The sequence below is a fragment of the Glycomyces sp. L485 genome, assembly GCF_022548875.1.
In the GTDB taxonomy this organism is placed as follows: domain Bacteria; phylum Actinomycetota; class Actinomycetes; order Mycobacteriales; family Micromonosporaceae; genus Glycomyces.
On the sequence record NZ_JAKZEW010000011.1, the window covers coordinates 1 to 25,663 of the forward strand.

The window sequence follows — 25,663 nt, forward strand, 5'->3', positions numbered from 1 at the left end:
ACTCCACCGACCAGGAAGGACAGCGATGACCCACACCGACGTGCTCCCGCTCTTCGAACTTGCCACCGGGCTCCCGCTTGAGGACCAGATCATCCGCATCGTCCTCGGCGAGCCCGCCGACTACCCGCGGCCCCGGCTCGCGGCCCGCCAGGTCCACCTCGAACACCCCCTCGGCGTCCTCGAGGACACTGGAGCAGTTGGTGGGCCACGACCAGGCACACCAGCTCGGCATCGCTGAGCTGCTTGGGCCTGTCGGGTTCGTGGGGGATGACGTGATCGTCGATGATCACGTAGAGTGCGGTCAAGAGGGTCTCGATGTCTTGAATTTCTTTCACACTTCAACATCGCTTAGACTTGATTTCTAAGCTTGTCTGCTGGTGAGACGTTGTTTGCGTTGCGCGATGGTCTTGTCGCGCTTGGCTTTCTTGTATCGGTCGTCGAACAGACCGGCGTGGCATCGTTTGCCGCGCGACCGCCCGGCTAGCAACGAGCACCCAACATGCCAGGAGCGCATGCACATGGACTTTCAGGAAGAGGCCGCTGCCATCGAGGGCGAGCTGATCGCGCTGCGCCGCGAGCTCCACCAGATTCCCGAGATCGGGCTCGACCTGCCGAAGACGCAGGCAGCTGTCCTCGACGCGCTGGAGAGTCTGCCGCTGGAGATCACCCTCGGGCGAAGCTCCACTTCGGTCACCGCGGTCCTGCGCGGTGGCAAGCCGGGTCCGGCCGTGCTGCTGCGTGGCGACATGGACGCTCTGCCGGTGACCGAGGAGAACGACGCCGACTACGTGTCGGAGCATGTAGGGACCATGCACGCATGCGGGCACGACCTCCACACCGCGGGCCTCGTTGGCGCCGCGAAACTGCTGTCGGCGCACCAGGCTGGCTGGCCGGAGACGTCGTGTTCATGTTCCAGCCCGGCGAGGAGGGCCACGACGGCGCCAAGCACATGCTCGCCGAGGGCGTCCTCGAAGCGGCCGGCCGCAAGGTCGACGCCGCCTTTGGCCTCCATGTCATGTCCGACCGGTTGCCGCGCGGGGTGTTCAGCACGAAGCCGGGGCCGATGATGGCCGCGGTCTCGGGGCTGTTCGTGAATGTGGTCGGCAAAGGCGGGCACGGCTCGCGCCCGCACGCCACTCTCGACCCGATCCCGGTCGCCGCCGAGATCGTCACCGCCCTCCAGACGCTGGTGACGCGGCGGTTCAGTGTGTTCGAGCCGATCGTCATCACCGTTGGCACCTTCCACGCCGGGACGCGGCACAACATCGTCCCCGATAACGCGCGGTTCGAGGCGTCGGTCCGCACGTTCTCGGAGGAGGCGCTTGCTCAGGTCGAGACGGAGTCGGTAAGGCTCGCCGAGGACATCGCCGCCGCGCACGGCCTGACCGCCGAGGTCCGGTTCAACCGTGAAGACCCGGCGACGATCAACGACGCGAACGAGGCGGCGTTCATCGCCGAAACGGTGAAGGACCTGTTCGGCGAGGAACGCTACGCCGAGATGCCCGAGCCGGTAATGGGCTCGGAAGACTTCTCGCGGGTCCTCGAGGCGGTGCCCGGGAGCTACATGTTCTACGGCGCCACCGTGAAGGACGACCCGAACGAGGCGGCGTCGAACCACTCCCCGCGGGCCGCATTCGACGACAGCGTGCTCGCCGACGGGGCCGCGCTCTTGGCGGAACTCGCAGTTCGCCGCATGAACCGCGGCTACTGACTTTGAAGTGACAGGGTCTTCGGGCGTTTTGCCACCGGGCCCGGACTCGCTGCTGGACGATGCGCAGCGACAGGCGCTGGAGCAGGCACTGGAGGCCGGCCCCGAAGCCGCAGGGTTGGGAAATGACCAGCGGTGGACGCTGCATGTCGCGGACGTTCCTGATCCGCGTCGGGCCAGGGGACGGCGCCACGGGTTCTTCACAGTGATCGCGCTCGCCTGCGCGGTGATGCTCGCGGGAAAGAACACAATCGCATCGATCGAGCGGTGGGCGGCCGTCACCAGGGCCTTTTCTCATGCCCAGCCCTCGACGGAATTTCCACCGAGGGCTAAAAGGAACTGAGAAGGGAGCCGACCGGGAGCGTCAATCCCCGTCGAGGACACCCTTCCCGAAAGCCTCATGCTTCGCTTGGATTGCGGTCGTCAAAGCGCCAGTCGATCATGATGTTGTCACTGTCGATGGTGCCTCCTGCAGCCCGGTAGGTGGCCATCGCGGCGGGGTTCGAGCGTTCGGTGAGTACCCACATGCCCGAGCACCCGCGCTCGCGCGCGAGCGCGGCGAGGGCTTCGATCAGCGCGCGGCCGATACCACGGCGGTGGTGGGACTCGAGGACAGCCAGTTCGTTGAGGAACATCTCGGTGCCCTTGTCGGGGTGGGTGATCTCGACGCCGCTGACGAAGCCGACGCCCTTGTCGCTGTCATAGGCGACCAAGAGGTGATGCTCAGGCGAGCGCAGGAAGCGCTGCGTGGCTTCGGGGTCGACGGTGTAGTCGAAGGCGGGTTCGGCGTCGAGCACCTCGCTCAGCGTTGTCGCCCGTTTGATCTTCATCGGGAGATCCTCCTTCCAGGTCGGTTCGAGGAAGCTGGTGCTGCGTGTTGGCAGGGCACCAGTCTCGATGGGCAGTGAGGTCAATAGCAAACGCTTTTGCATCGCGCGGTCATCGCTGGCGTGTTGAAGGGGGTTCGGACGTCGGCACGCCGTACTGGGTTTCCGTTGAGCTTCGCGGGGGACTGGCCCTGACCATCGGTCCCGCGCTCAGAGCCGGTCGGACCCGAGGCCCGCCAGGGCGGCCGCCAAGCCGTCGAGCAGTGAGGAGAACTCCCTTCCCTCGGGGTCGACGATGTCCTTCGAGGGGGCGAGGATGTCGGACTCCGGCAGGCCCGGCCAACTCGGCTGGACCTCTCCCTCCCCGCCGTTGGCGACCGTGCGGTACATCAACCGGAAGGCGCTGCACCGACCAGCGAGCTGCGTCCAGCGCGGGTCGGGAGTCGCGGTCGAGCCGGCCTCGCGCGGGCCGACGCCGAGGACGCGGGCCATGGCAGAGCGGCGGGCGTCCCGCACGGTCGCGCTCACGCCGTCCTTGAGATCGTGGCCGACGAACGCCAGGTCGGTCGAGCCGTCGAAGGTCAGTCCTCGCCGCGAGAACGTCGAGCCGCCGACCAGCGCCCACACGTCGTCCACGACCGCGAACGTGCCCCGGAGGTTCTCGGGCCGTCCCGGGAACCCGACCGGGTGGTAGGCCGCGACGCGTTTCGGGAAGGCGTCGGTCAGCGTCTTGACGGCGCGGTTCCGTTCCAGGTACATCCGGTGCGCGAAGGGCTCGTATCCGGGGCCGAACGGGATCCGGCGGGGCGTCACCAGCACCACCTTCAGGTTCGGTTCGGCGCTCATGCGGTTCAGCAGCAGGTCTACCAGGTCGACCTTGTGGTCCTCTGTGGTATCCGAGGTGTGCGACAGGAGGGCGGTCTCGATGTAGACCAGTTCGCGCGCCTGGGAGAGCGCCCACCGCCAGGCCCACTGCGCGTCGCGCCGTCCCTGGTGGGACGCTCTCGCCTCTCGTTTGAACTCGGCGACCCAGCGGTCGCCCGCCGTCGGCGTCGGCAGCGAGTCGAGCGGCGCGAGCGAGCCCGTCAGCAGCGAGCCGATCGCACTGATCAGCCCGGCCCAGGTGTCGGGGAGGGCTTCAACGTCCACCAGCTCCAAGGCGGCCCGGAGCTCGGGCGATTCCACAGTGTGCGCCACCGATTGGAGGACGGTCCCGGTGGCGTTGCCGGACGGGCTGGAGACCGGGTTCCATTTCGCGTCGTCGAGTTCTACCAGCCGCGTCACGATGTGGTGGGTGCGGCGCAGCGCCGCGCGGGCCAGGTGCTGCGCGAGCGGGCCGGTGACCCGCACGCCCGGGGCGTGCTCCTCCGGCCCGGCGGGCAGCCCGGGGCTGCCGCGGCGGGCGTCGCCGCCGAGCGAGTCCGCGGTGAGGAAACCCGGACCGGTCACCGAGGTCCAGGATCCGGGGCCGGCGCCGTCGTGCCCGCACACGGTCGTCTCGGTGCGGGCCATGGTGGCGAACCGCGGCGATTCACGCGGGGCCGCCGCGCCGAGCGCGTCGAGCACGATGTCGGTCCCGGTGTGCGTCACGGTCTGCTCGAGCCCGAGGACCGGCGTGGGACCGATGCCGCGGTGGTCGTCGGCGATGTCGTCGAAGGCGTTCGGGGTGGTGCCGTCGGGCGGTGCGGTGCCGCCGTCGCCGACCTCGTCGATCTCTACCGAGCCGAACAGCCGCTCGGCCCCTCCGGAGGGGCCGCGGGTCACGACGAGCAGGTCGAAGACCAGTTTCGGGCTGGACGGTCGCGGGTCGGCACCGATCCCGAACGGGTCCCGGACGCGGATTCGGCATTCGGAGCCGGCCGGGACGATGGCGCCGCCGCCGTCGCCGCGTTTGGAGAACCGCAGCCGCTCCAGGGGCCCGGTCGCCCGGCCCGGGTCGACGCGGGGGAAGGCCCGCACGAACGCCTCGGCGGGCAGCGCCCCGGCCGGCCAGGTCACGACCACGTCTGGGGTGGTGCCGATGTAGGCGGCGGTGGCGTCGGCGCGGGCGGCCGCGGAGTGCTCGGCGGTGAGGTCCTCGGCGGTGCCGGCCGGCGCGGGCACCTCCGGCCAGCGTTCGGTGCGGCTTCCCGGCAGCGGGAAGTCGTCGGCGATGGTTGGGCTGACGGCCAGGCGCGTCCCGGAGAGGCCGGCGATCTCGCCCGCCGCGCCGAGGAAGGACTGCCCGTTGGACAGCACTTCGAGGTCGCCGGTGCCGAGGTCGGGGGCCGGTTCGTTCGCGGTGGCCTCGTCGGCGCCGTCGACGCCGCCGATCGCGCCGGTGCCGCGGTTGCCGGCCAGGTGCAGGCCGAGGTCGGCCACGGCCACGCGGAAGAACTGGCGTTCGAGCTCGGGGGCCGGCGACTCGGCGGGTACACCGGTGGTCGGCAGGGCCGGGGCCGAGATCGCGGCCGTGCCGAGTTCCCCGTCGGGGAGCGATCCGATGCGGACCGCTCCGGAGTCGTCGGTGACGGTGAGCGCGCCGCTCCACTCGTGCGGTCCGGCCCCGAGGCGGGCGCCCGAGCCGATGCGGACCCCCTCGCGGGCGGGCTCGTCGTTCCACAGCTTCCCGAACAGGTCCACCAGGTGCAGCCGCACGGCGGCGGCGGTGCCCAGACCGGCGATCTGCGCGACCGACCCGGCCCGGGCCGAGTCGGTGACGTCGTCGGCGGTTCCCGCCTCGCGGCGGTGCAGGGCCGGTATGGCGCGCAACAGGTCCCGCATCATGCAGGCGACGGCGACCGGATCGATGATCAGGCCGCGCTCGTCGTGGAACGTCAAGCGGCCCTGGCCGATGTCCTCTCCGGCGAGGGCGGTGTCCGGCCGCATGGGCTTGTCGCCCGGCAGACCCGACGGCGGGGTGCCGCCGCGCAGCGCGGCGTAGAACGGGGTGGGCCGGCGGTGTTCGCCGCCGTCGAACCGGTCGGCGGCGAGTCCTTTGAGTCGCAGTGCGCCCTGCGGGTGGAACCGAAGGACCGCGACTGTGCCGTCGAGACTCGCGCCGGTGTGGTCGGTCAGTTCGGGCGCGCCGAGCCGCGACCAGACCAGGTAGCCGTCGATCGGGGCGCGCCAGGGGGCGCCTGAGTCGAGGCTCATCGAGGCCTCGTCGAGGCTCGGTCTGGTGTCGGCCCAGTTCGCGGACAGTTGCGCCGAAGCGTGGCCGAGGGCCTCCAGGCCGGTGGTGTTGAAGGCGGTGCTGGCGAGAGTCGAGTTGATCACGGGGCGCTCCGGGTTGACGAGGTGCGGCGCCCCAGTGGGTCGGTCGCCGAGGCGGTGACCGACAACGGGACGGTGGCGATTCGGGCGGTGACACGGTACGGGTCGGCGGCGGTGGCGCGGTGCAGGAACAGCTCCGGCGCGTCCGGCGGCGGTGTCCCGGTGTAGGACGGCAGCGAGCCGATCTCGCCGCGCAGCACGGTCGTCTCGGTATCGCCGGCGTTCGCGCGCACCGCGACGACCGAGACGGTGAAGGCCCCGAGCCGGGTGCGCAGCGGCGAGGCGTCGGTTCGGAAGGTGGCGACGGCCCCGCCGGAGCCGTCGGAGGCGGGCACGACGGTCAGGCCGGTCACGGTCGGCGCGTCAGGTGCGGGAACGATGACCTCGGCCGCCGGGGTCGGGTGGGAGCGGCCGGGGACCTGGCCGAGCGAGGCGTCCGCCGAGGCGACCGCGACGGCCCGGTAGTAGACCGGCTCCCACGGCGGCAGCGGGTCCGAATCGGTCAGTTCCCAGTGGAGCTTGCCGTCGTCGGCGGTGGCCGTGGTTCTGTTCGCGATCAGCTCCGGCGCTCCGGCCGCTTCCGGCGTGCCCGCGTTCACCCTGCCGCGTACCCTGCCGATCTCGATGCGTTCGGCGGCGACCGGCTCATCGTCCACGGTGGCCGAGAGCCGGACCGACGCGCCGTCCCTGCGCGCCAGGAGCAGCGGCACGGACGGTTCGAGCCGCACCGGCGCGGCGACGGCGAGGTACCGGTTCGCGTCGGCCGGGAGGCGGCGTTCGATGCCGGTGTCGCTGATCGAGGAGATGCCGTAGAAGTGGATGAGCCGGTTGCCCTTGGGCAGTTCGACCTCCAGCCTCGGTTCGGTCAGCCGCTCGGTGTGGCGCCGGAAGGCGCGCCTGGCCGATCCGAAGTCGTGGCCGCGCAGGTCCGCGAGCCGTTCGACCGCGGGCTCATCCAGGTCCGGTGACGGCAGGCCGAGTTCGCGGGCCACGGCCGTCTCGTCGGCGACGTACACCGTGTAGCTCGGTCCCGCTCCGGACCAGTCGAGTACGGCGCGGGACACTCCGGCGGCGTCGGGGAGCGAGGACCACCGCATCGGCGCGGTCGTCACCGGCGCCGGCGGGGGCAGTGGGCTGGCCACGGCGGTGCCCACCGGCGAGGAGTACTCGCTCAGCGCGAGCGGGCGGACGAGCTCGGCCGCGCGGGCCCTGGCCTGGACGCGGATGCGCGGGTGGGCCGCGTACGGCAGTCCCAGGCCGGGGATGGTGCACCGGTAGGTCCGCAGCTCGCCTCGACGTTCCTCGAGGATCTCCTCGACGCCGGTCGGCGGCGACTCGCTCGAGGCCCCCGAGAACGAGATCACGTGGTCGCCGACCCTGGGGCCGCCGGGGGACAAGACCGAGCCGTCCGCGTCGGGAGGGGTGGTGCCTTCGGGGTGGACGGTGAGGCCGATGTGCACTTCGGCCGGGCGGCGGTCGGCCCAGTCCCAGGTGAACTCGACCGCGGCGGCGGGGGCGGGCCCGGACTCGTCGATCTCGACCCGGCGCACCGTCGGCCGCTGCGGCGGCATGACCAGCCGGTCGTGCCGGACCGACCGCCACGGGCTCCAGCGGCCGAACCAGTCCTGGGCCGCGACGCTGAACCGGGCCTCGTCCGATTCGCCGGGGAAACGCTCGGGGACGGCGGACCGGGTGTACCTGACCTGGTCGGTCTCGTCGCTCAGGCCCGGCACGAACACCCGGTGACCGCCCGAGGGCCGCTCGTCCAGCGCCGGTTCGAGCTCGGATCCGCCGACCGAGCCGAGCACGGCGTAGCTCGACGCGCCGATACTCGAGGCCGTGTCCGGCCGGTCCGCATCCCAGGTCAGGTCCACGATCTCCAGCCACGGCCGGTCGATCCCGCCGGGTCGGTCCAGGCGCGGGCTCGTCCGGTTCTCGTTGACACGCAGCCGCGCCGGCCGGTCCGGCGGGTCGCCGCCGACGACGACGAGCGCGGCCAGGTCGTGTTCGAGCGGCAGCCGCAGGTCCAGGCCGGCGACCGTCATCTTGAACTCGGCCTTGTGCTTCAAGGTCACCATCAGCAGCCCGCTCACCATCGACCGGTACTCGATCCGGTGGGTCACCGCCGGCGGGGCGGACATGAGCGCTGCCGCGTCGATCGAGGTGCCGAAGCCGAGGGCGAGCGCCGCGTACGGGTCGGTGCCGGCCGCGAGCAGCGCCGACTGCAGCGGCGGCAGCTTCGCGTTCGAGCTCGATCGCCAGTGCGAGGGGGCGTCGGTGCCGTGCACCGACTGCGGCACCGGCACGGACTGCTCGAGGACGTACCGAGCGTGGCGGCCCCGGTCGCCGGCCTCCCGCAGCATCTGCGCCAATTGCTCCATCGTGGGTTGCAGCTCGCCGCGCACCAGGGCCTCCGGGTCGGGCGGTTCGAACGGCGGCACCGGGAGTCCGGAGTCGGTCGTGGGCGCCCAGAAGTCGGCCGGGGTGCCGCGCTCGACCCGCCGTACGGCGGCCTTGACCGGGTCGGTCAAGGCGCCGGGCGGGCCCTGCCGGTCGAGCGGGTACCCGCCGGAGAACCGCTCGTCCACCGGGAGGCCGACGTGCTCGAGCAGCTTCCACCCGGGGTCGTCGACGTGCCGTTGCAGATCGAGGACCACCACGCCGGTGACCGTCGCATTCGGACTGGTGGTGAGGGAGCGGATCGACGCCCCGGCGAGGGTGAGGCCGACCCCGGTGGCGGGACCGGCGGCCGTGACCTCGTCGACCACCTGTCCGGACCCCGACGGGCCGGAGTGCGCGCGGACCAGCGCCCGCCCGGAGGAGACGTCCAGATCGACCCGCACCATCGCTGCGGCGCGCTCGTCCGGCCAGATGTGCAGCACCCGATCCCGTACGGCCCGGTCCGACCGGACGTCGACCTTCTCCGGTTTGGTCGACGGCTTCGGCAGGTGCCACACCTTGAAGTGCGTCGTCGGCAGGCCGAGCTCCGGATCGATCATCCAGCGCAGCGCGGCCCTTGCACCGTCGCGGGTGTCGATCACGGCGCCCTTGGCGTTGAACAGGTTCGGCATCACGGTGCGGGTCATGGCATCTCCCAAGCGGGACGGTCGAGCGGGAACTCGCCGAGCAGCGCGGCGGTGTCGGCGGTGTCGAGGTCGAGCAGCGGGTGCAGTTCGCGGGCGAGGCCGAGCGCCACCGTCGAACCCCGCGAGCCCGGTTTGAGGAAGGCGAGGGTGCGGGCGCCGCTGGTGTCGCGGGCGAACCGCTCGACCTTCGCGGTGGCGGGCGGCTCGGGCCGCAGCTCCTCGGGCAGGTGGCGCAGGAACCTCTCGCGCAGCTGTGCGATCGTCGGCGCCGTGACCTCCGGCGTCGCCCGTCCCGGCCGGACGTACCCGGACTCGGCCAGCGAGCCGCCGCCGGACTCGATCAACTCGTCCACCACGAGCCATTCGCTCCGGTTCAGCCGCCACTGCAGGATGTGGACGCCGTCGTCGGCGTAGACCGGCTCCGGTTCGAGGCGGCTGCGCCACAGCGGCTCGGGCGCCTCGATGTAGATCGCGACCGGGACTGCCTCCGCGTCGGCGTTCCACAGGACGGTGATCTGCGGGCTGGCCGGCCGCGGACGGGCCTCCAGGCCGACCTCCGTCAGCGCCCGGTCGAACTCGTCGTCGCCGACCGCGCCGTCCAGCGCGGTGAGCGCGGACAGGCCCTCCACTCGCCGGTGGACCACCCTGGACTCGCGGACGGCGCGGGCGAACTCGTCCCGGCTGCCGTACCGGGAGGTCGTCATCCGCTGGCGATACAGCGGCCGCTCGCCGATCTCGCCCTCGCGCGGCTCGGGCGCGGCGACGTCGCCGCCGTCGTCCAGGGCCTCGATGTCGATGACGTAGTCGGTGACCGGGTCGAGGTGGAAGTCGACTGCGGCGCGGCCATGCCGGTCCCCGCCCGGATCGAAGTCCCGGCAGGGCTTGTCTGCGAGGAGGCGCCGCGCGGTCGCCTCGAACGGGGAGAGCACCAGCGCCTCCATCCGCTCGAACAGCCCGTCGAGCATGACGCGGGTGAACGGCGCCTCCGGGGTGCCGTCCGAGCCGCGGAACGACGCCGCGCGGGCGGCGGCCCGCAGCGACCGGTCGTAGGCGGCGTACAGCTCGAGCACGTCGTCGGTGGCGAACACGAACACCACCGGCTCGTCGTGGAAGTGGTGCGGCTCGTCCGGAGCCGGGAACTGCGCGAGCATCCACGGTTCGAGATTGCGCGGCGCCTTGTCGTCGGTGAAGAAGGTGCGAGGGTCGGTCTCATCGGCGATGGTCCACTTGACGTCGATCTGGTTCGGGTCGCCCTCCTCGCCGTCGCTCGTTTTGCGCCCGGTCTCGGCGGTGTAGTGGACGACGACCCGGTATTCGGCGTCGGGCAGCAGCAGCGCGTGCGGGTCGGAGTCCAGTGAGTCCGCCAGGGCCTCCTCATTGGCCTCGGCCTGCCGGTCCTCGGCCTCGTGGCGGCGGCTCTCGCGCTCCGAGAGCCCCTCGAACGCCACCAGGAACCACGACGGGGCGAGCAGCCCGAAATTCTCGACGGCGTCCCGGAGCGGCCGGAGGCCCAGGTCGATGTGGAAGGCGGCCCGGGGCGGCTTGACGTGGACGAGGAACTCGGCCCGGCGGCCGGTCCCGGACTCGTGACCGCGGGCGAGCCGCACCTCGTCCCACCAGGGGCCGCGGGTGTCCCTCCATCGCTCCGGGAGGTCGGACTCGGCGCCGACCCGCTCGAATGCGATGTCGACCGGGCCGAGGTCCCGGTTCGCGGCGTCGTAGGCGGCGGCGCCCATCAGCCCGGCGCCGACGAGCTTCTCGTCGGCGACGACCAGGAGCGTCAGCACCTCGTGCGGGCCGCCGCTGATCCGGACGACGTCTCTGAGCCCCTTGGCCCGCGCTTCGTCGGCAACGGCGAGCGCCTCGCCGAGCGGGCTGTCGAAGACCTCCGGCTGCAGCGAGGTGCCGAGCAGCTCGTAGGGCGCTTCGAGCACTTTGGAGGCGCACATCTTCTCGCCTTTCCGGTGGGCGCGCTCCTGCAGCTCCTTCGACGGGCACTGCACCCGCGAGCCGACGATCTCGGCGGGCTTGTGGGGGAGGAGCCCGTCGAGCGGGGTGCCGGTGCGCCAGATCTCGCGGACGACGACCTCGGCGTCGACCGGCCGGGTACGGCGGGATCCCGGCTCGTCCGGCCAGGCCTCGCCGTGCGGGCTCCACCCGGCGTCGTTCGGCCCCAGCGGGCTGTCGCGGAACGTCCACAGGACGCTCGCGGGCCGGGCGACCGGCGTGCACGCCTCGCCCCAGCCGTCCTCGACGATCCGGTCGAGCGTCTCGCCCTCGAGGATCGCCTTGTCGGTGTTCGTCGGCTTCCAGTCCAGCATGGCCAGATCGACCGGAAGGCCGTCGCCGCTGCCGTCGTCGGACCCGATCCGCCACGTGTACGGCCTGGGGCCGTCCGTGGTCGGCTCCGTCCCGGCCGCGACCGGGACGCCGTGCTGGGCCACCAGCTCGAGCTCGACCCGGCTGACGTGGTAGCGCACGTAGACCGTGCCGCGCTTCTGCCATCCGTCGTCGCCGGGCGGCGGCGCGCCCTGGACGGTCCCGTCGATCGCGGAGCCGTCCACGACCGGGCCGGCCTCGAACTGCAGCAGCGGGATCGCGTCGATCGGGACGCGCACCTCCCGCGGACCGTCACTGCCGTCGACGACCGGGACGGTACCGTCCCGGGTGCCGCGGCACAGCACCGTGTCGACGCCGCGGTCGACCGCGCTGCCTTCGGCAAGGGCCGGGGAGCGACTCTGGAGTGTGAGGTCGCGGATCGGCCGGGGCGGGGGAGGCTCGTCGGGGTCGTTGCCGAGCGAGAACTCCACGCAGGCCTCGATGGTGAAGAACAGCAGGCTGATCTTCCCGCAGACCTCGCCGTGGATGTAAGTGACCAGCTCGGTCGAGGGCGGGTCGCCGTGGCCGGTCTCGACCTCGGCGGCCTTGACCGTGAGCGCGGCGCTGGCCTCGATGGCGACGATGATCAGGTGCAGTGCGCCCCTGAGGTAGATCCGGCCCGCGAAGGTGAGCGGCGCGAAGCCGATACCGGCGTCGAACCCCGCGGCGACCTCGAGGTACAGGCCGATGTCCTTATCGCCCCAGGTGATCGAGACTTCGAAGCCGGTGGCGAGGGAGAATCCCTGGAGGCCGTCCCTGATCAGCGGGAACTGCGGGATGCCGTTGCCGTGGACCATGAGGTAGGCGGTGGCATCGAACACTTCGAGGACCGTGGCCTTGATCGGCTCGCCGATCGTGCCGATGTCCACATAGAAGTTCTCGGGGTCCTCGAAGGGGAAGCCGGCCTCGATGGGGATCTGGAGGTGGAGGATCTCTTTGATCTCGTATTCGATCTGGATGCCGATCATCACCCCGTTCGGGTTGATGTCGACCACGGCCAGCAGGTTCCCGGTGGTCGTCCCCTTGGTCGCTGGTTTCTCGCTGAGCAACTGGGCCTTGACGAACAGGAGGATCCGCGGTCCGGGCAGCTCGAGGACGAGCATGCCCTTGATGTTGAGGATCGTGCCGCCCTCGATGGTGCCGGCGACAACGCCGAGGCCGAAGGCCCAGGAGTCGAGCTGCCCCTTCCAGCCGGTGATGTCGGTGGGGTTTCCGTGGACTTTGGAGTCGAGCCAGTCGAGAGCGGGGTTGCGCGCGGAGGTGTTCTCGTCGCGTGCGTGGTGCATCGCGAACAGGCCGAGGAAGCCGAAGATCGCCATGCCCGTGCCGCCGAGCGGGATCCCCCCGGGGAACTCGACCTCGAGGGTCGCCAGCACGCCGGTGGCGGAGCGGTCGCCCTCCTCGACGGTCTCGATCTTGACGCCGGCGGCCACCCGCAGTCCGACTGTCGGCAGGGCCAGGTCGAGCTGCCCGGCGAAGCTGTCGTCGAGGATCTGTAGGTAGCCCTTGCCGACGAGGGTGTCGGGGATGTCGACGCCGATGCCTATGGCGGTGATCGCCGGCACCCCGAGCGGATCGACCGGCAGCCGGAAGCCGAACTTGTCGACCTTGAACACGCCGAGGTCGACGCCGAGGCCGAGGTCGACTTCGATGTTGAGCGGGTTGGTCCTGGCGATGCGGGCGCCCAGAACCTGGATGATGTCGCCTATGGCGTCGCCAAGAGCGGGCAGGACCCGCAGCGACCCGGAGTCGGCCAGGTCGAGCGTGTAGCCGCGGGAGGAGTCGAACACCGGGCGGAAGTCGGGCGTGCCGTCGGGGGCGACGTCGAGTCCGAAACCGATCGCCTTGTATCGCACCTTGATCGGCTTGTCGACGCGGGTGGTGACGATCTCGAGGTCTCCGATGGCCAGGTTCAGGCGGATGGCGCTCTCGACGTCGAACAGCAGCACCGAGTTGACCTCGTCCTCGTCGTGGGTGACGCCGAGTTCGATCCCGTAGTGCGTGAGCCGGTCGACGTGCGCGATACCGAGCGCGGTGACGACGATCGGCGTTGCCAGGGAGACGACCAGCGGGACGACATCGCCGCCGTTCGCGGCGTCGGCCGCGGTCGACGAGGTCAGCGGGGCGAGGGCGAAGTAGAGGCCGAGCAGGTCGCGCCAGGCGTCGTCGGACGGCGTCGCGTCCTCCGAAGCCGGGATCTCGCCCCAGCTCCACAGCCCGTCCCGGTCGCCCGCGCCGGCACGGGCGACGAGGGTCTCGGTGAAGGTGGCGGTGGCCGGGTCGTGCGTGACGGTGATCCGGAACTCGACGACGCCGTCGTCGGGGTTGGGTTCCGAACCGAGCGCGGGGAGGTTGCTCTCCTCGGGCTCCTCCAGGCCCGGGCCGATCGTGCCGAGGTCGTCGCGGTACTGCTCCAGCGCGTCCTCGTGGGCGGTCTGGAAGTCGATGGTGCCTCGCAGTTCGGCGGCGGTCGGGACGGGGTCGCGTTCCCAGCGGATGGTGGCGCCGATGCTGCGAAGCCAGTCCGGCCGCTGCGACTCCGGCGGCGCGATCGGATCGTCGTCTTCGTCCTCGTCGGGCTCGGCCGGGTCGCGGATCAGCTCGCCCGAGTACGGGTCGGTGCGCGGCGCGGTGCGGACGAATGTGGCCACGACGTACCGGAAGTTCTCTCTGCGGTAGTTCGGGTCTGAGCTCATCACCTCCTCGGCCGGGGCCTCGCCCCAGGGCATGACCCGGAAGTCGGAGTCGCGGAGGCTGCTGATCTCCTCCATCAGGGCAGCCTTGAACGCTTCGGCGCGGCGTGCGGAGAGGGCGAGGTTGTAGTCGGGGTTGGCGGTCCCCTCTCGGCTCGCGTAGGCGTTCATCTCGATCCGGGGCCTGGTGCCCGAGGCGAGCTCAGCCTCCCAGCCGCGGCGGAACGCTCCGAAGTCGAGTGCGGTGCCGTTCCCGGAGGTGAAGGCGGTGCCGCTCAGAGTGGCGGTGTCGGTCGTCTCCCGGTCGCCGGGCTCGGCGAACCGGAAGTAGGCCTTGAGGGTGGCCGGCTCGGGGGTGGGCGGAACGGTCCATTCGACGTTCAGCGGCCGGGTCTCTCCCGGCGCGATCGGCACGGTGGCGCGGCCGTCGGTCACAATGGTGCCCGCGATGGCGCCGTCGGGCGGATCGAGGCGGACGGTCACCTGGTTCGGGTCGGACTGGTCGACGATGCGGACGCGGTCGGTGGGCGGTTCGAGGCGGACCGCGGGCGCGCCGTTCGGGTCGGTCTCCACCGAACGGCCGCTTAGTTCACGGACGGCGTAGAGGTCGAGGACGAGGTACAGCTTCCGGTCTTCGCGATCGGAGATGCTCACGACCACCTGCTGGTCGTGGGGGAACAGGCGCATCCGCTGCAGCGCGGACAGATCTCGCACGTCGGTCGTGCCCGCGATGAAGGCGTCGAGGGTGTCGGTGTCAGCGGTGTGGCCGTCGACCGCGCCGTGGTCGAGCGCGTGGGCGGCGGTGATGGTGTACGGGGCCGCGCCGGAGTTCACGTCGACCATGAGCAGGTAGTTCTCGGTCTCCGGCCGCATGTTCGAGCTGATGTTGGCGCGGTAGCGGCGGAGCTCAGCCGGGTCGCCGGTGCGGCCCCCCGAGGGCTCGATCTCGGCCGAGGAGCCGCCGGCGCTGATCAGCCGCAGACTGGCCGCGAGATCGTCGCCTCGGAAGTCCAGATCGAAGCTGATGTCGCCCCAGATGGCCGGCTCGGGCTTGAAGCCGATTATCAGGTCGCGCGCTCCGACGTTGCCGGCGTATCCGACCGACTTCGCCTGCGAGAAGTAGAACCGGAACTCGGGCAGGTGGATGCCGGTGAAGTCGTCGCCGAGTCCGAAGCGGTCGAGCAGGTCTGGAGGGGTGTGCTCGTCGGACAGGTCGAGCACTGCCTTCTCCAGGCCGATGCCGAACTGGTCGTTGTGGAACAGGGCGAGCGCGGGCCGCATCTTGAACAGGGAGGCGACCTCCTCGTCGGGCTCGTTGAGCGTCTCGGCGCCCCAGGAGGCGACTTCGACTTCGGCGTCGGTGTCGGAGGCGGAGTCCTGGTCGACCTGAAGCACGATGCGCGGCAGGTCGAACTTGACCTCCCTGTTGTTCGGGTCGGGCTTGAGGAACGCGCCGTCGGGTTCGGCGCCGACCAGGCCGGGAAAGGTGAGGGTGATCAGGTTGAAGAGCAGCTCGAGGCGGAACTGGGTGTTGGGGTAGTCGCTGGGGGCGCTGTCGGCGGGCCCGAGCGCCCGGACGGCCGTCTGGAGGCCGCTGTCGGTCAGGTCGTCGGCGGAGAGCGACTCGGCCGGGCGACGGGCGACCGAGAGCCTGAAGTCGATGGCCGTGTCCTGCGGGTCGAACTCGAGGTCGCTCGCTCCGGGAGCGTTGGAATTCAGCGAGAACGCCAGGACGCCTGTTGATTCGTCGGCGACACGCGCGACGCCGCAGATGACGACCCCGTCGTCGTCCCAGGCCTCCTCGTATTCGTCCACGTGCAGGAATTCGAGGATCTGGTTGAATTCCTCGCCGAGGTCAACACCTACGAAGAAGTACGGCCGGATCAGATCGATGAGCGCGAGATTTCCCATGGTTCGGGCTCCTGTGCGATGTGCTCAATGGGCGGAGGGACGGCTTGGAGCGGGGTGCCTGGAATGATGGGCAGAATCGGAGGCACGCGCTTACAAGCTGGTCTAATACCAGAATTCGGCGGGTCTCAAATGTCCAATTAGTGCGTTTGTCAGTTTAAGTGGACGTTGCATGCGACAACCTGAGTATGGCACTCGTCTCGCCATCATGGGGTACGCGAATGTCCTTGCGTAATGAATTGACTACCTGATCATGACGGGATTCAGCAGGTTTCCAGAAGGGGCCCAGGTCGTTTACGGCCTGGAGGAATTCGTGGCGACTGCCTGCCCGTGTACCGAGACGCTCGTTCGAAGCGGTGTTTGCCTGGATTCGTCAGCGGCTCTTGTGGCTTGAGTAGCAGCCTGGGCTTGCGCCGGTTTGTCCCCTGGCTGGTGAGGATTTGCCGGTCCGCGGTGTCGTCGCGGTGGCGTCACCGGTTGCCGCCCTCATACTCCTCAGAGGTGTAGACGCCGAACGCCAGGACCTGCACCATCGAGGACGGATGAGCGCGCAGGCGGCGCAGCACCTCACGCCAGGGGGCTTCCCAATCGTCGGCGACCGCGGCGCTCTCGATGATGCCGGCCGCGACGATCGCTGCGTGGAGGTCCCCGGATCCGACCAGAGAGGTCAAGAAACCGAGCGTGAACGTGTGGGAACCGTAGTTCATCCGCTCGTCCAGGGCCTCGCCGATCAGCCGAGCCTCGACCGGGTCTTGGGCACGGCTCGTCAGCGCTACCGCCGATTCTGTGCCCGCGTCCCAGTCGATTGTGCCCGCGAGGAGCTTCGTGCCCAGGTGGGTGGGCAGGCGTTCGGTGAGCGCTTCGACGGTGGTCGCGGCCGGGGTCGGGCCGCCGTACAGCGGGGACAGGAGCGAGACGATTCGCTCGAAGCGCTGGCGGACGGGCAGGTCGCGGTCCTTCTCGGCGTTGGGTTCGTCGGTCACGGCGCGCAGGGCGTCGACGGCGCGCAGCAGCGGCCCGGGGTCGCCGCCCGCGGTCACGTTGGCGCACAGGGCGTTCATCGCGGCAGCCCACACGTCGGTCGTGTCGAGGTCGGTCGCGAGGTCGACCAGCGCGTCGGCGGCGCGCGCTTCGTAGCGGGCCCAGCGGGCCAGGCCCTGGGAGCCGGTGACCTGGAGGCGCGCGTCGTCGTCGGAGGCGGCCGCGGTCAGCAGTTCGGTGTAGCGGGCGCGGAAGTCGGCCGGGACCCGCTCGGGCGCGAGGCCGAGCGCGGCGGCTTGGACGTCCGGGGTGTGCTCGTCGACGGCGGCGACGATCGCCTGCGCCCAGGGTTCGGCGAGGCGGTCGGCGGCGGTCGCGGCGACGGCCTCGCGGACGCTGGGGTGCAGGTCGGCTTCGGCCCAGAGCCCGGTCAGGATCTCGGCCGCGCCCGCCACGCGGTAGCGGGACAGAACCCGGACGACCTGCTTGTGGACGGTGACTTTGGGCGAGTCGAGGAGCCGGGGCGCCTGCGCGGCGATCACCACGGGTTTGGAGACGTGTGCGAGCCGGTCCATGACCGCGGCGGCCGTGGGCGCGTCCTTCGAGTCGAGGTATTCGGGCAGGACCTCCCAGACGGCTTGGGTTGGATTCGCGTGGTGGAGGTCCGCGAGGGCGATGGCTTTGACGTGCGAGTTGTCGCTGTGCAGCAGTGGAAGGAGCGCTTCGAGGGGGATCCCGGGAATCCGGGACAGGGCGCGCACGGCCTGGCCGCGGTGGGCGTCGGTGCGGCGGTCGTCGGTCGCGATCACCCGCAGCGCCTCCCGGTAGGCGTCGAGTGCCGCCTGCGGCCACCGGCCGAGGACAGTCGGGTTCCAGGGCTGGAACAGGACGCCCGGGACGGTGTCGCGCTCGGCGGCGAGCCAGGCCTCTACGAGATCGCCGCGGTGCAGGGCCAGAGCCGGGAAGAGTTCGGGCAGGCCGGGGCGGGCGGTGGCGAGTTCGGCGAGCCTGTCGTGGCGGCCCTGGGGTATCCCGGCGAGGAGGCGAACTGCTTCTCGGGCGTGCGAGAGGTTCTTCGATTCCGACACCCGGTGCAGCAGGGCCACCAGTTCGGGGGCTTCGGCGAGTCTCCTGCCGAGGGCGCCCGCGAGAGTCCACAGGAGGTGGTACTCGCCGATCTCGGCTTTGGCCGCGAGTACGGGCGCTGCCCGCCGGGCCAGTTCGACCGTGAACCGGTGCGGGAGGGCGCGGAGGGCGGCGGTGAGCTGCCATCGGGTGGTCTCGGTCAGCAGGCGGTCGAACTCGTTCTCGCCGTATACGACGAGGTCGGGGCGGTCCACGCTGAGTCCGGTGTTGACCATGCGGGCGGCCAGGCCGACGATGAGCGACACAGTGGTCGAGGAGCGCGGGAGCGCCGTCAGCCACGACTCGGTCAGGTACGCCAGCTCGCCCAGGTGCGCCGAGGTCCAGTCCTGCGGGCGGACCTTCGTCAGGGCTCGGAGGATCGCTTCGTGCACCAGGCCCTGATCACCCGCGGCGCGCTTGAGGCGCCCGAACAGGTCGGTGAGCGCATCGGGGCTGTTTCTGAAGGCGGCGGCAGTCACGAGGTTGCCGTAGGCTCGCGCTCGCTCTTCGACGTCTGATCGCCTGGTCGCGGCGCTGAAGTGGTCCCGGACCTCCTCGTACGGCATGTGGGCGCGGGTCGCCTCCCTTCGCACGGCGTTGCCCGCGGTGCGACGTTCTTCGAGGAGCCTGCGGGCCGACTCGATCCGGGCCCGGTGCGGCAAGATTTCGAGGAGGCTCCGTTCGTCGAGGTGAACGCCAGCGCTGCGAATCGCGTCGAGTACTTCGATCCGGCGGGACGGCGCGACATAGCGCAGGACCCCGGGCACGTTCGCGTTCTCGCCGGCCCGGGCGGTCAAAGTCGCGATGCGCTCGGCGGGCTCGGCGGCGATCCGGCGCAGGTGGGCGTTGCGCTGGAACAGCGAGGCGAGCATGCGCTCGCGGTGCGGGTCGAGCAGATAGGCCCAGGTGCCGTCACGGTCGGCGGTGAGCAGGGCGGGGAGGGCCTTGAACACCGCCGCACTGTCGACGCTCGCTGCCGGGTGGCGCACTAGCAGGGTGAGCCAGGCTTCCGGTGCGTTTTCCAGGGCGGCGCTGAGCCCGGTCCGGTGGTGGCTCCACCAGTCGGTCCACTGCTCGGGGGTCCGGTCGGCGAGGGCGGCGGTCGCGTACGCGGTGAAGACCTGGATGTGATGTTTGGCGTAAGTCGACCAGGTGGCCGTGTGCGCGGCGAACGTGGGGAGTTCGGCAGCGACCACGGCCGAGGAGCAGGCTGACAGTAGCCGCTCGGCCTCCTGTATGCCGTACCGCTCCTTGACGACCGGTAGGAGTCGGTCGGCCAGGGCCTCGTCCCGGTCCCTGCGCAGGGCTCCGTAGGCGGCCAGGCGCACCGCCTTCGACTGGTCCGGGAGGGCCGCCGCGACGGCGTCGCCCATCCCGCCGACCCTGATCGCGGTCTTGAACGCGGCCTTGGCCTCTCCTGCGTTGGACTCGTCCAGGGTCGCGGTGGTGGGCAGGGTCGGCGGCATCAGGGGCTCCAGTCAGGATCGGGGCGGTACCGGCCGATCCTGCCATAGTGCGGCCGGCCTTCTGCTCTCAACTGCTCAACCGGGCCGGTGACGTGCAGCGGTGAGCTCGGCACCGACGCCCAGGTCACGAGCGACTCCGACGATCGTCTTACCGGGCAGATGGGACAGTGCCACGGCGTTGTCTTTGAACTCAGGGGCATACGGGCCGTTCTTCGGCATGGATCCGGTCGGCGCAGCCCGAACGCATAAAGGCCGCGGCGTTGAGCGCGGCCGGGAGCGGGGCGTGTTCGACGAATTCGAGCCGCTGCTAGCAGTGACCGCATTGGACTCCATGGGCATCCGCGTCGCCGAGCGGTGGCAGCCTGAATTCAGGTCGAGGTGGACGAGCTCGCCGAGACCCACGCCGAGTTCTCGCGCAAGCTCCTGATCTGATCGAGACGCTCGTTCGACGTGGTGTTAGTTTTGCGTCAATGAGCGACTTTCGCCCCGCAGCAGAGATCGAGGCCGACCGCGCCGCCTGCCTGGCCTACCAGCCGAGCTCGCGCACCGACGAGGCTCAGGGCGCGATCGACGCCTATGACTGGCTGCTCGGCCGTAAAACCGCGCCCCTCTCCGGAGGCGACCTTCCTGCGACGAAGCCGCGCGCCGTCGCGGAGGCGCAGCTCGCCGACAACGCGGCCCGAGGCCGTCCCGGCGCGCCGCGAGTGAGGGGTCCCGAAGCGACCTGGACCGAGTCCTATGTGATCGGTGTGCGCGACGCGCTCGGCTGGGCGACCGGTGAGCGGCGGGCCTCACCGGGCGGCCGCGAGGACCTCACCGGACTGCCCGGGACCGCCAGCGGCCTGATCATCGTGCCTGAACACCGCCGCAGGCGCACCCGCGAGGAGTGACCGAGGCGCCCGGTCGGGGAGCCTGCGCCGCGGCCCCCCGATCCCCGGTCTTCTCGGTGGCGGCGATGAGCTTCGCGGCTTGCCGGGTCCCCTCATCACTTGGTCGAGACCACCGCCTTCCCGCCGATCCTGCCGTAGCGGGTGGCGAGTCCCGGGTCGGTCCAGGTCTCCCAGAACTTCGCGGTACGCACGTCGTGAATTCGAAGCGTCGGGAGGTCGGGCCCGACTCGCGCTGTAGCAGTCAGCGGCGGGCACGAGCGACAAGCCATCGGCCTCAGCCGGGTGGTGGCCATAACCCTTTGACGCAGACGACCTGGCGGAGCCGCGCGACGATCTCGACCAGGTCGGACTGGGCGGCCATGACCTGTTCGATGTCTTTGTAAGCGGCAGGGATCTCGTCGACCACTCCGGCATCCTTGCGGCACTCGACGCCTTCGGTCTGGGCGGCCAGGTCCTCGGCGGTGAACCGGCGCTTGGCGGCGCTGCGGCTCATCTTCCGGCCGGCACCGTGCGAGGCCGACTCGAATGCGGCCGCGTTGCCGAGTCCGCGCACAATGAAGCTCGAGGCTCCCATCGAGCCGGGGATGATCCCCATGTCGCCCGCTCCGGCGCGGATCGCGCCTTTACGGGTGACCAGGAGGTCCTGGCCGTCGTGGGTCTCCTCGGCCACATAGTTGTGGTGCGCCGAGATCTCGGGTTCGAACCGGGCCTTGTGGAACCGCTTCTGGAAAGCCTTGCGCAGCAGCGCCATCATCACCGCCCGGTTGCGGCGGGCGTAGTCCTGCGCCCAGAACAGGTCCCGGCGGTAGGCCTCCATCTGCGGGGTGTCCGCCACGAAGACCGCCAGGTCGGGGTCGGGCAGGTCGGCGTTGTGCGGCAGGCTCTTGGCCCGCTCGATGTGGTGCTGGGCCAGGGCGTTGCCGACGTACCGGGACCCGGAGTGCAGCATCAGCCAGACCTCGTCCGAGTCGGACAGACAGATCTCGATGAAGTGATTGCCGCCGCCGAGGGTCCCGAGCTGCTTCATGGCTTTGGCCTCGACCCGCCGGGCCACCGGTTCGGCCAGGTCGCTGAAGGCGGACCAGAACCCGTGCCAGCCGTGCAGGCCCGTCTTGAGGCCCTTGGCGTCGACCGAGTTGGCGTGCATGGCGTGCCCGACCGGGATCGCGGCCTCGATGTCGGATCGGAGTCGTCCGAGGTCGTCGGGGAGGTCCGAGGCGGTCAGCGAGGTCCGCTGCGCGGTCATGCCGCAGCCGATGTCGACGCCGACGGCGGCCGGTGAGACCGCCCCGCGCATGGCGATGACCGACCCGACGGTGGCGCCGATGCCGAAGTGGACGTCCGGCATGACGGCGACGCCGTGGACCCACGGGAGTTCTGCGATGTTGTACAGCTGTGCCCGCGCCTGTGGCTCGACGGCATCGACATCGCCCCAAAGGCGGATCGGCGCCGCCTTGGAGTCGAGGTGGGTGAATGGCACGGCAACTTTCCTTCCGCGTGAACATCTTGGGGGACAAGGGGCTTCAACGTGTTCTTCATACTGCGGTACGACCGCGGGAGCGTCAACGCGATATCGGCCAGGCGCTGGACGCGAACTTCGGTGCCGACCGCCAGCGGGAGATCGTGGAGTACCCGCAGGTGGCAGGTCGCGCCCGACCGACTCGGGCTGCTGGTCGGGAACGAGGACCCGGCCCGGGTGACCGGACGAGAACGCACGGCTGGAGAGTCGTGGTCTCGGTCGGCCGGCTCGGGTTCGGCGGCGATGCCAGGTGCCATTGCCTGCGGGCCCGTTCACGAGCGGCCCTGCGTGAACCTTCATCGTCTGCCCAGAAATGGTGGATTGCCACTGTTTTGCCGGGCTTGGATGAGGTAATCTTGAAGACTACCCGCTGTGCATAGGGGATGATCGCTGTGCGAATAAGTGACATTCTGCGATCCAAGGGATCTGCCGTGGTCACCATCAGGCCGGAGGAGCCGGTGCGAACACTGCTGGCCGAGTTGGCCGTGCACAATGTGGGCGCGCTGATCGTGAGTCCGGACGGCGCCGCCGTTGCCGGCATAGTCTCGGAACGGGACGTGGCCAGGGGGCTGCACAACGAACCCGGCCTGCTCGACGCGCCAGTCTTGCAGATCATGACCGAGGACGTGCATTCCTGCGTCTTGGAGGACTCGATCGAGGACCTGATGGTGCTGATGACCGACCAGCGCATTCGGCACGTCCCCGTCGTCACCGACGACGGGGTCCTCGCGGGAATCGTGAGCATCGGCGATGTCGTGAAGGGCCGAATCGGCCAACTCGAGTTCGAGAAGGAGCAGCTCGAGGGCTACATCTCCAGCGCAGGCTGACCACTCCGCCAGAGCACGCCGGGGCCGGGCGCGCCACGCGGCCGAGGTCGACGTTGCCGCTGACCTTCGCGATGCCCGGGGGAGATGGGCCGGGACGTTCGACCTACTGCCGAACGTCATTCCACCGATCATGCTGGCTCTATGAGCGAAACGAAGCGGGACTCGCATGCTGCGGGATGATCTGACTACCGCGCCCGAGCCCACGGCGCCTCACAGGTATCACGGGTTGGCGGTCCACGAGGTGCTGACGACGCTGGGGGCCGACCCGGAGCGCGGCCTCACCGGCCGAGAGGCCGCAGCCCGGTCGGCGCGATTCGGGCCGAACAGCCTGCCGACCGCCAAACGTGACGGATTGCTGGTGCGCATCCTGCGCCAGATCCACAATCCGCTGATCTATGTCCTGATCGCCGGCGGCGTGATCACCGCCGTGCTGGGGCACTACGTCGATTCGACGGTGATCTTCGGAGTGGTGGTGATCAATGCGCTCGTGGGCTTCATCCAGGAGTCGAAGGCCGAATCCGAGCTCGAGAGCCTGCGTTCGATGGTGCTCACCCACGCCAAGGTGGTCCGCGATGGCCACCAACGGACGGCGCCGTCCGAGGAACTCGTGCCGGGCGACCTCGTCTTGATCGAGGCGGGTGACAAGGTGCCCGCCGATATGCGGCTGACCCGTTCGGCGGAGCTTCAAGTGGACGAATCGGCGTTGACCGGTGAGTCCGTGCCGGTGCACAAGAGCGAGACCACGCTGCCCGACGCGATCCCGGTGGCCGACCGGCGCAACATGGTGTACTCGGGAACCCTGGTCACCACCGGCGGCGGCGTCGGCATCGTCTGCGCGACGGGCGCGCGTACGGAGCTGGGGGAGATTCACCGGCTCGTCGGCGCGGCGGAGTCCTTGTCGACTCCGCTCACGGTGAAACTCGCCAGGTTCAGCAGGCTCCTGACCGTCGGCATTCTCGCTCTCGCCGCACTCACGTTCGGCGTGGGCCTGTTGCGCGGGCAGGAGGCGGCACAGATGTTCACCGCTGCGATCGCGCTTGCGGTAGGGGCGATTCCCGAAGGGCTTCCCGCCGCGGTGACCGTCACCCTGGCGATCGGCGTGGCACGAATGGCCCGTCGACGCGCCGTGGTGCGGCGCCTGCCGGTGGTCGAGACTCTCGGCAGCACCACGGTCATCTGCACGGACAAGACCGGCACGCTCACTGAGAACCAGATGACCGTGCGAGCCGTCTGGACCCCCGACTGCGAATACGAGGTCTCGGGCTCAGGCTACGGCCTCGACGGTGCCGTGCGCGACGCCGCGGGCATGCAGGCGTCCGTGGAAAGCGACCAGGCTCTGCGGTGGTCGCTCCTGGCCGGCGCAGCCTGCAATGACGCCACTCTGACCGTGCATGACGGCACTAGAGGCATCGTCGGCGATCCCACTGAAGGCGCGATGCTGGTGGCCGCCGGGAAGGCGGGACTCGGCCCCGACCTGGTCGCCGAGCTCCTGCCCCGGCTCGCGACCATACCCTTCAGCTCCGAACGCCAATACATGGCCAGCCTGCACTCCGAGGCCGCCAGCGGACCCGGAACCGCGCACCTGGTGCTTGCCAAGGGCGCCGTCGAGCGGGTGCTCGATCTGTGCGACGGCCAGCTGGACGCCGAGGGCACCGTACGGCCGCTGGACCGCGTGGCCGCGACGCGCACGGCGGAGGCCCTGGCCGATCGAGGTCTGCGAGTGCTGGCTACGGCCATGTGTCCGGCGACGGCAAGGAGCCTCGAACCGGACCGCTTCGGTGAGGATGCGCTGCCCGGCACGCTGGTATTGACCGGGCTGCAGGCGATGCTCGACCCGCCCCGCGCCGCCGCCGCGCGCGCGGTCACGGCCTGCCACAGTGCAGGCATCTCGGTGAAGATGATCACCGGTGACCACGCCGCCACCGCCGTCGCGATCGCAGGTCAGGTAGGTCTGTTCGAGCACCGTGACTCGGCCGTCGTGCTGACGGGCGCGGAATTGGCCGCGCTTCCCGACGAGGAAGTCCCCGAGGCGGTCGATCGCGCCAATGTATTCGCTCGAGTCTCACCCGAGCAGAAGCTGCGATTGGTCGCTGCAATGCAGGCCCGCGGGCATGTGGTCGCTATGACCGGTGACGGAGTCAACGACGCACCCGCCCTCCGGCAGGCGGGCATCGGGGTCGCGATGGGCGAAAGCGGTACCGAGGTCGCGAAGGACGCCGCCGACATGGTGCTCACCGATGACGACTTCGCCACCATCGAAGCCGCCGTCGAAGAGGGCCGAGGTGTCTTCGACAACCTCACCAAATTCATCACGTGGACGCTTCCGACGAACATCGGAGAAGGCCTGGTGATCCTCGCCGCGATCCTGTTCGGCGCAGCGCTCCCGATCCTGCCCACCCAGATCCTGTGGATCAATATGACGACCGCCGTCGCGCTGGGCCTGATGCTCGCCTTCGAACCCAAAGAGTCCGGGATCATGACCCGGCCGCCGCGCGACCCCGATCAGCCGCTGCTCACACGAGCGCTCATGTTCCGAATCCTTCTGGTCTCCACCATACTGGTCGCCGGTTCGTGGTGGATATTCGACTGGGAGCTCGCGCACGGCGCCGACCCCGCCGAAGCTCGGACCGCGGCGATGAACGTATTCGTGACGGTCGAAGCGTTCTATCTTTTCAGCTGCCGCTCACTGACCAGCTCGGTCTGGCGGATCGGACTGTTCTCCAACCCGTGGGTCATCGTCGGCCTCACCGTGCAAGCCGTCGGCCAACTCGCCATCACCTACCTTCCTGCCATGAACACCGTGTTCGGCACCGCCCCCATCGGTGGGGACGTTTGGCTGCGCATCATGGCAATAGGTATCGGGGCGAGTCTCGTGGTGGCCGTGGAGAAACGAATGCGGCAGTCGCCGCCCGCCGGCCGAAGGCGGGACGACTATCGCCGGAAGACCCGCTCGTCGAGGCCGGGGATTCACCTTGGCCGACGGTGACGACCGCGGCCGG

At 70.2% G+C, this 25,663-nt stretch carries 9 protein-coding genes and 1 pseudogene; 4 read left to right on the forward strand and 6 right to left on the reverse strand.

Going from position 1 to position 25,663, the window contains the following annotated elements; all coding sequences use genetic code 11:
* Positions 1-518 precede the first annotated feature (518 nt).
* Positions 519-1,711, forward strand: a pseudogene (locus tag L0U85_RS08045) (M20 family metallopeptidase).
* A gap of 395 nt (positions 1,712-2,106) precedes the next feature.
* On the opposite strand, the gene L0U85_RS08050 reads toward L0U85_RS08045, so the two are convergent.
* The 5 genes from L0U85_RS08050 to L0U85_RS08070 all read right to left on the reverse strand — a co-directional run bounded on the left by L0U85_RS08050 (position 2,107) and on the right by L0U85_RS08070 (position 19,428).
* Entirely contained in the window at positions 2,107-2,505 is a 399-nt protein-coding gene (locus L0U85_RS08050; RefSeq protein ID WP_241377239.1) for a GNAT family N-acetyltransferase, read from the reverse strand.
* A gap of 240 nt (positions 2,506-2,745) precedes the next feature.
* Complete coding sequence (locus L0U85_RS08055) at positions 2,746-5,793, reverse strand: hypothetical protein (RefSeq protein ID WP_241377240.1); 3,048 nt, start codon at positions 5,791-5,793, stop codon at positions 2,746-2,748.
* Positions 5,790-8,876 carry a hypothetical protein gene (locus tag L0U85_RS08060; RefSeq protein ID WP_241377241.1) on the reverse strand — a complete coding sequence of 1,029 codons (3,087 nt, stop codon included), beginning with the start codon at positions 8,874-8,876 and terminating at the stop codon, positions 5,790-5,792. Before L0U85_RS08060 ends, L0U85_RS08055 begins: the two co-directional genes overlap by 4 nt.
* Positions 8,873-15,859, reverse strand: coding sequence for a hypothetical protein (locus tag L0U85_RS08065; RefSeq protein WP_241377242.1), 6,987 nt, complete (start codon positions 15,857-15,859; stop codon positions 8,873-8,875). The genes L0U85_RS08060 and L0U85_RS08065 overlap by 4 nt, the downstream gene beginning before the upstream one ends.
* Positions 15,860-16,326: 467 nt before the next feature.
* Positions 16,327-19,428 carry a hypothetical protein gene (locus L0U85_RS08070; RefSeq protein ID WP_241377243.1) on the reverse strand — a complete coding sequence of 1,034 codons (3,102 nt, stop codon included), beginning with the start codon at positions 19,426-19,428 and terminating at the stop codon, positions 16,327-16,329.
* 470 nt (positions 19,429-19,898) lie between these two features.
* Between L0U85_RS08070 and L0U85_RS08075 the strand changes: the two genes are divergently transcribed.
* Positions 19,899-20,318: a hypothetical protein gene (locus L0U85_RS08075; protein ID WP_241377244.1), complete on the forward strand. Its 420-nt coding sequence runs from the start codon at positions 19,899-19,901 to the stop codon at positions 20,316-20,318.
* 274 nt (positions 20,319-20,592) lie between these two features.
* On the opposite strand, the gene L0U85_RS08080 is transcribed toward L0U85_RS08075, so the two are convergent.
* Positions 20,593-21,798: an RtcB family protein gene (locus L0U85_RS08080; RefSeq protein WP_241377245.1), complete on the reverse strand. Its 1,206-nt coding sequence runs from the start codon at positions 21,796-21,798 to the stop codon at positions 20,593-20,595.
* Positions 21,799-22,229: 431 nt separating this feature from the next.
* Here L0U85_RS08080 and L0U85_RS08085 point away from each other — a divergent pair, with 431 nt between their 5' ends.
* Positions 22,230-22,664 carry a CBS domain-containing protein gene (locus L0U85_RS08085; protein ID WP_347177385.1) on the forward strand — a complete coding sequence of 145 codons (435 nt, stop codon included), beginning with the start codon at positions 22,230-22,232 and terminating at the stop codon, positions 22,662-22,664.
* A gap of 166 nt (positions 22,665-22,830) precedes the next feature.
* Entirely contained in the window at positions 22,831-25,650 is a 2,820-nt protein-coding gene (locus L0U85_RS08090; protein WP_347177386.1) for an HAD-IC family P-type ATPase, read from the forward strand.
* Positions 25,651-25,663 lie beyond the last annotated feature (13 nt).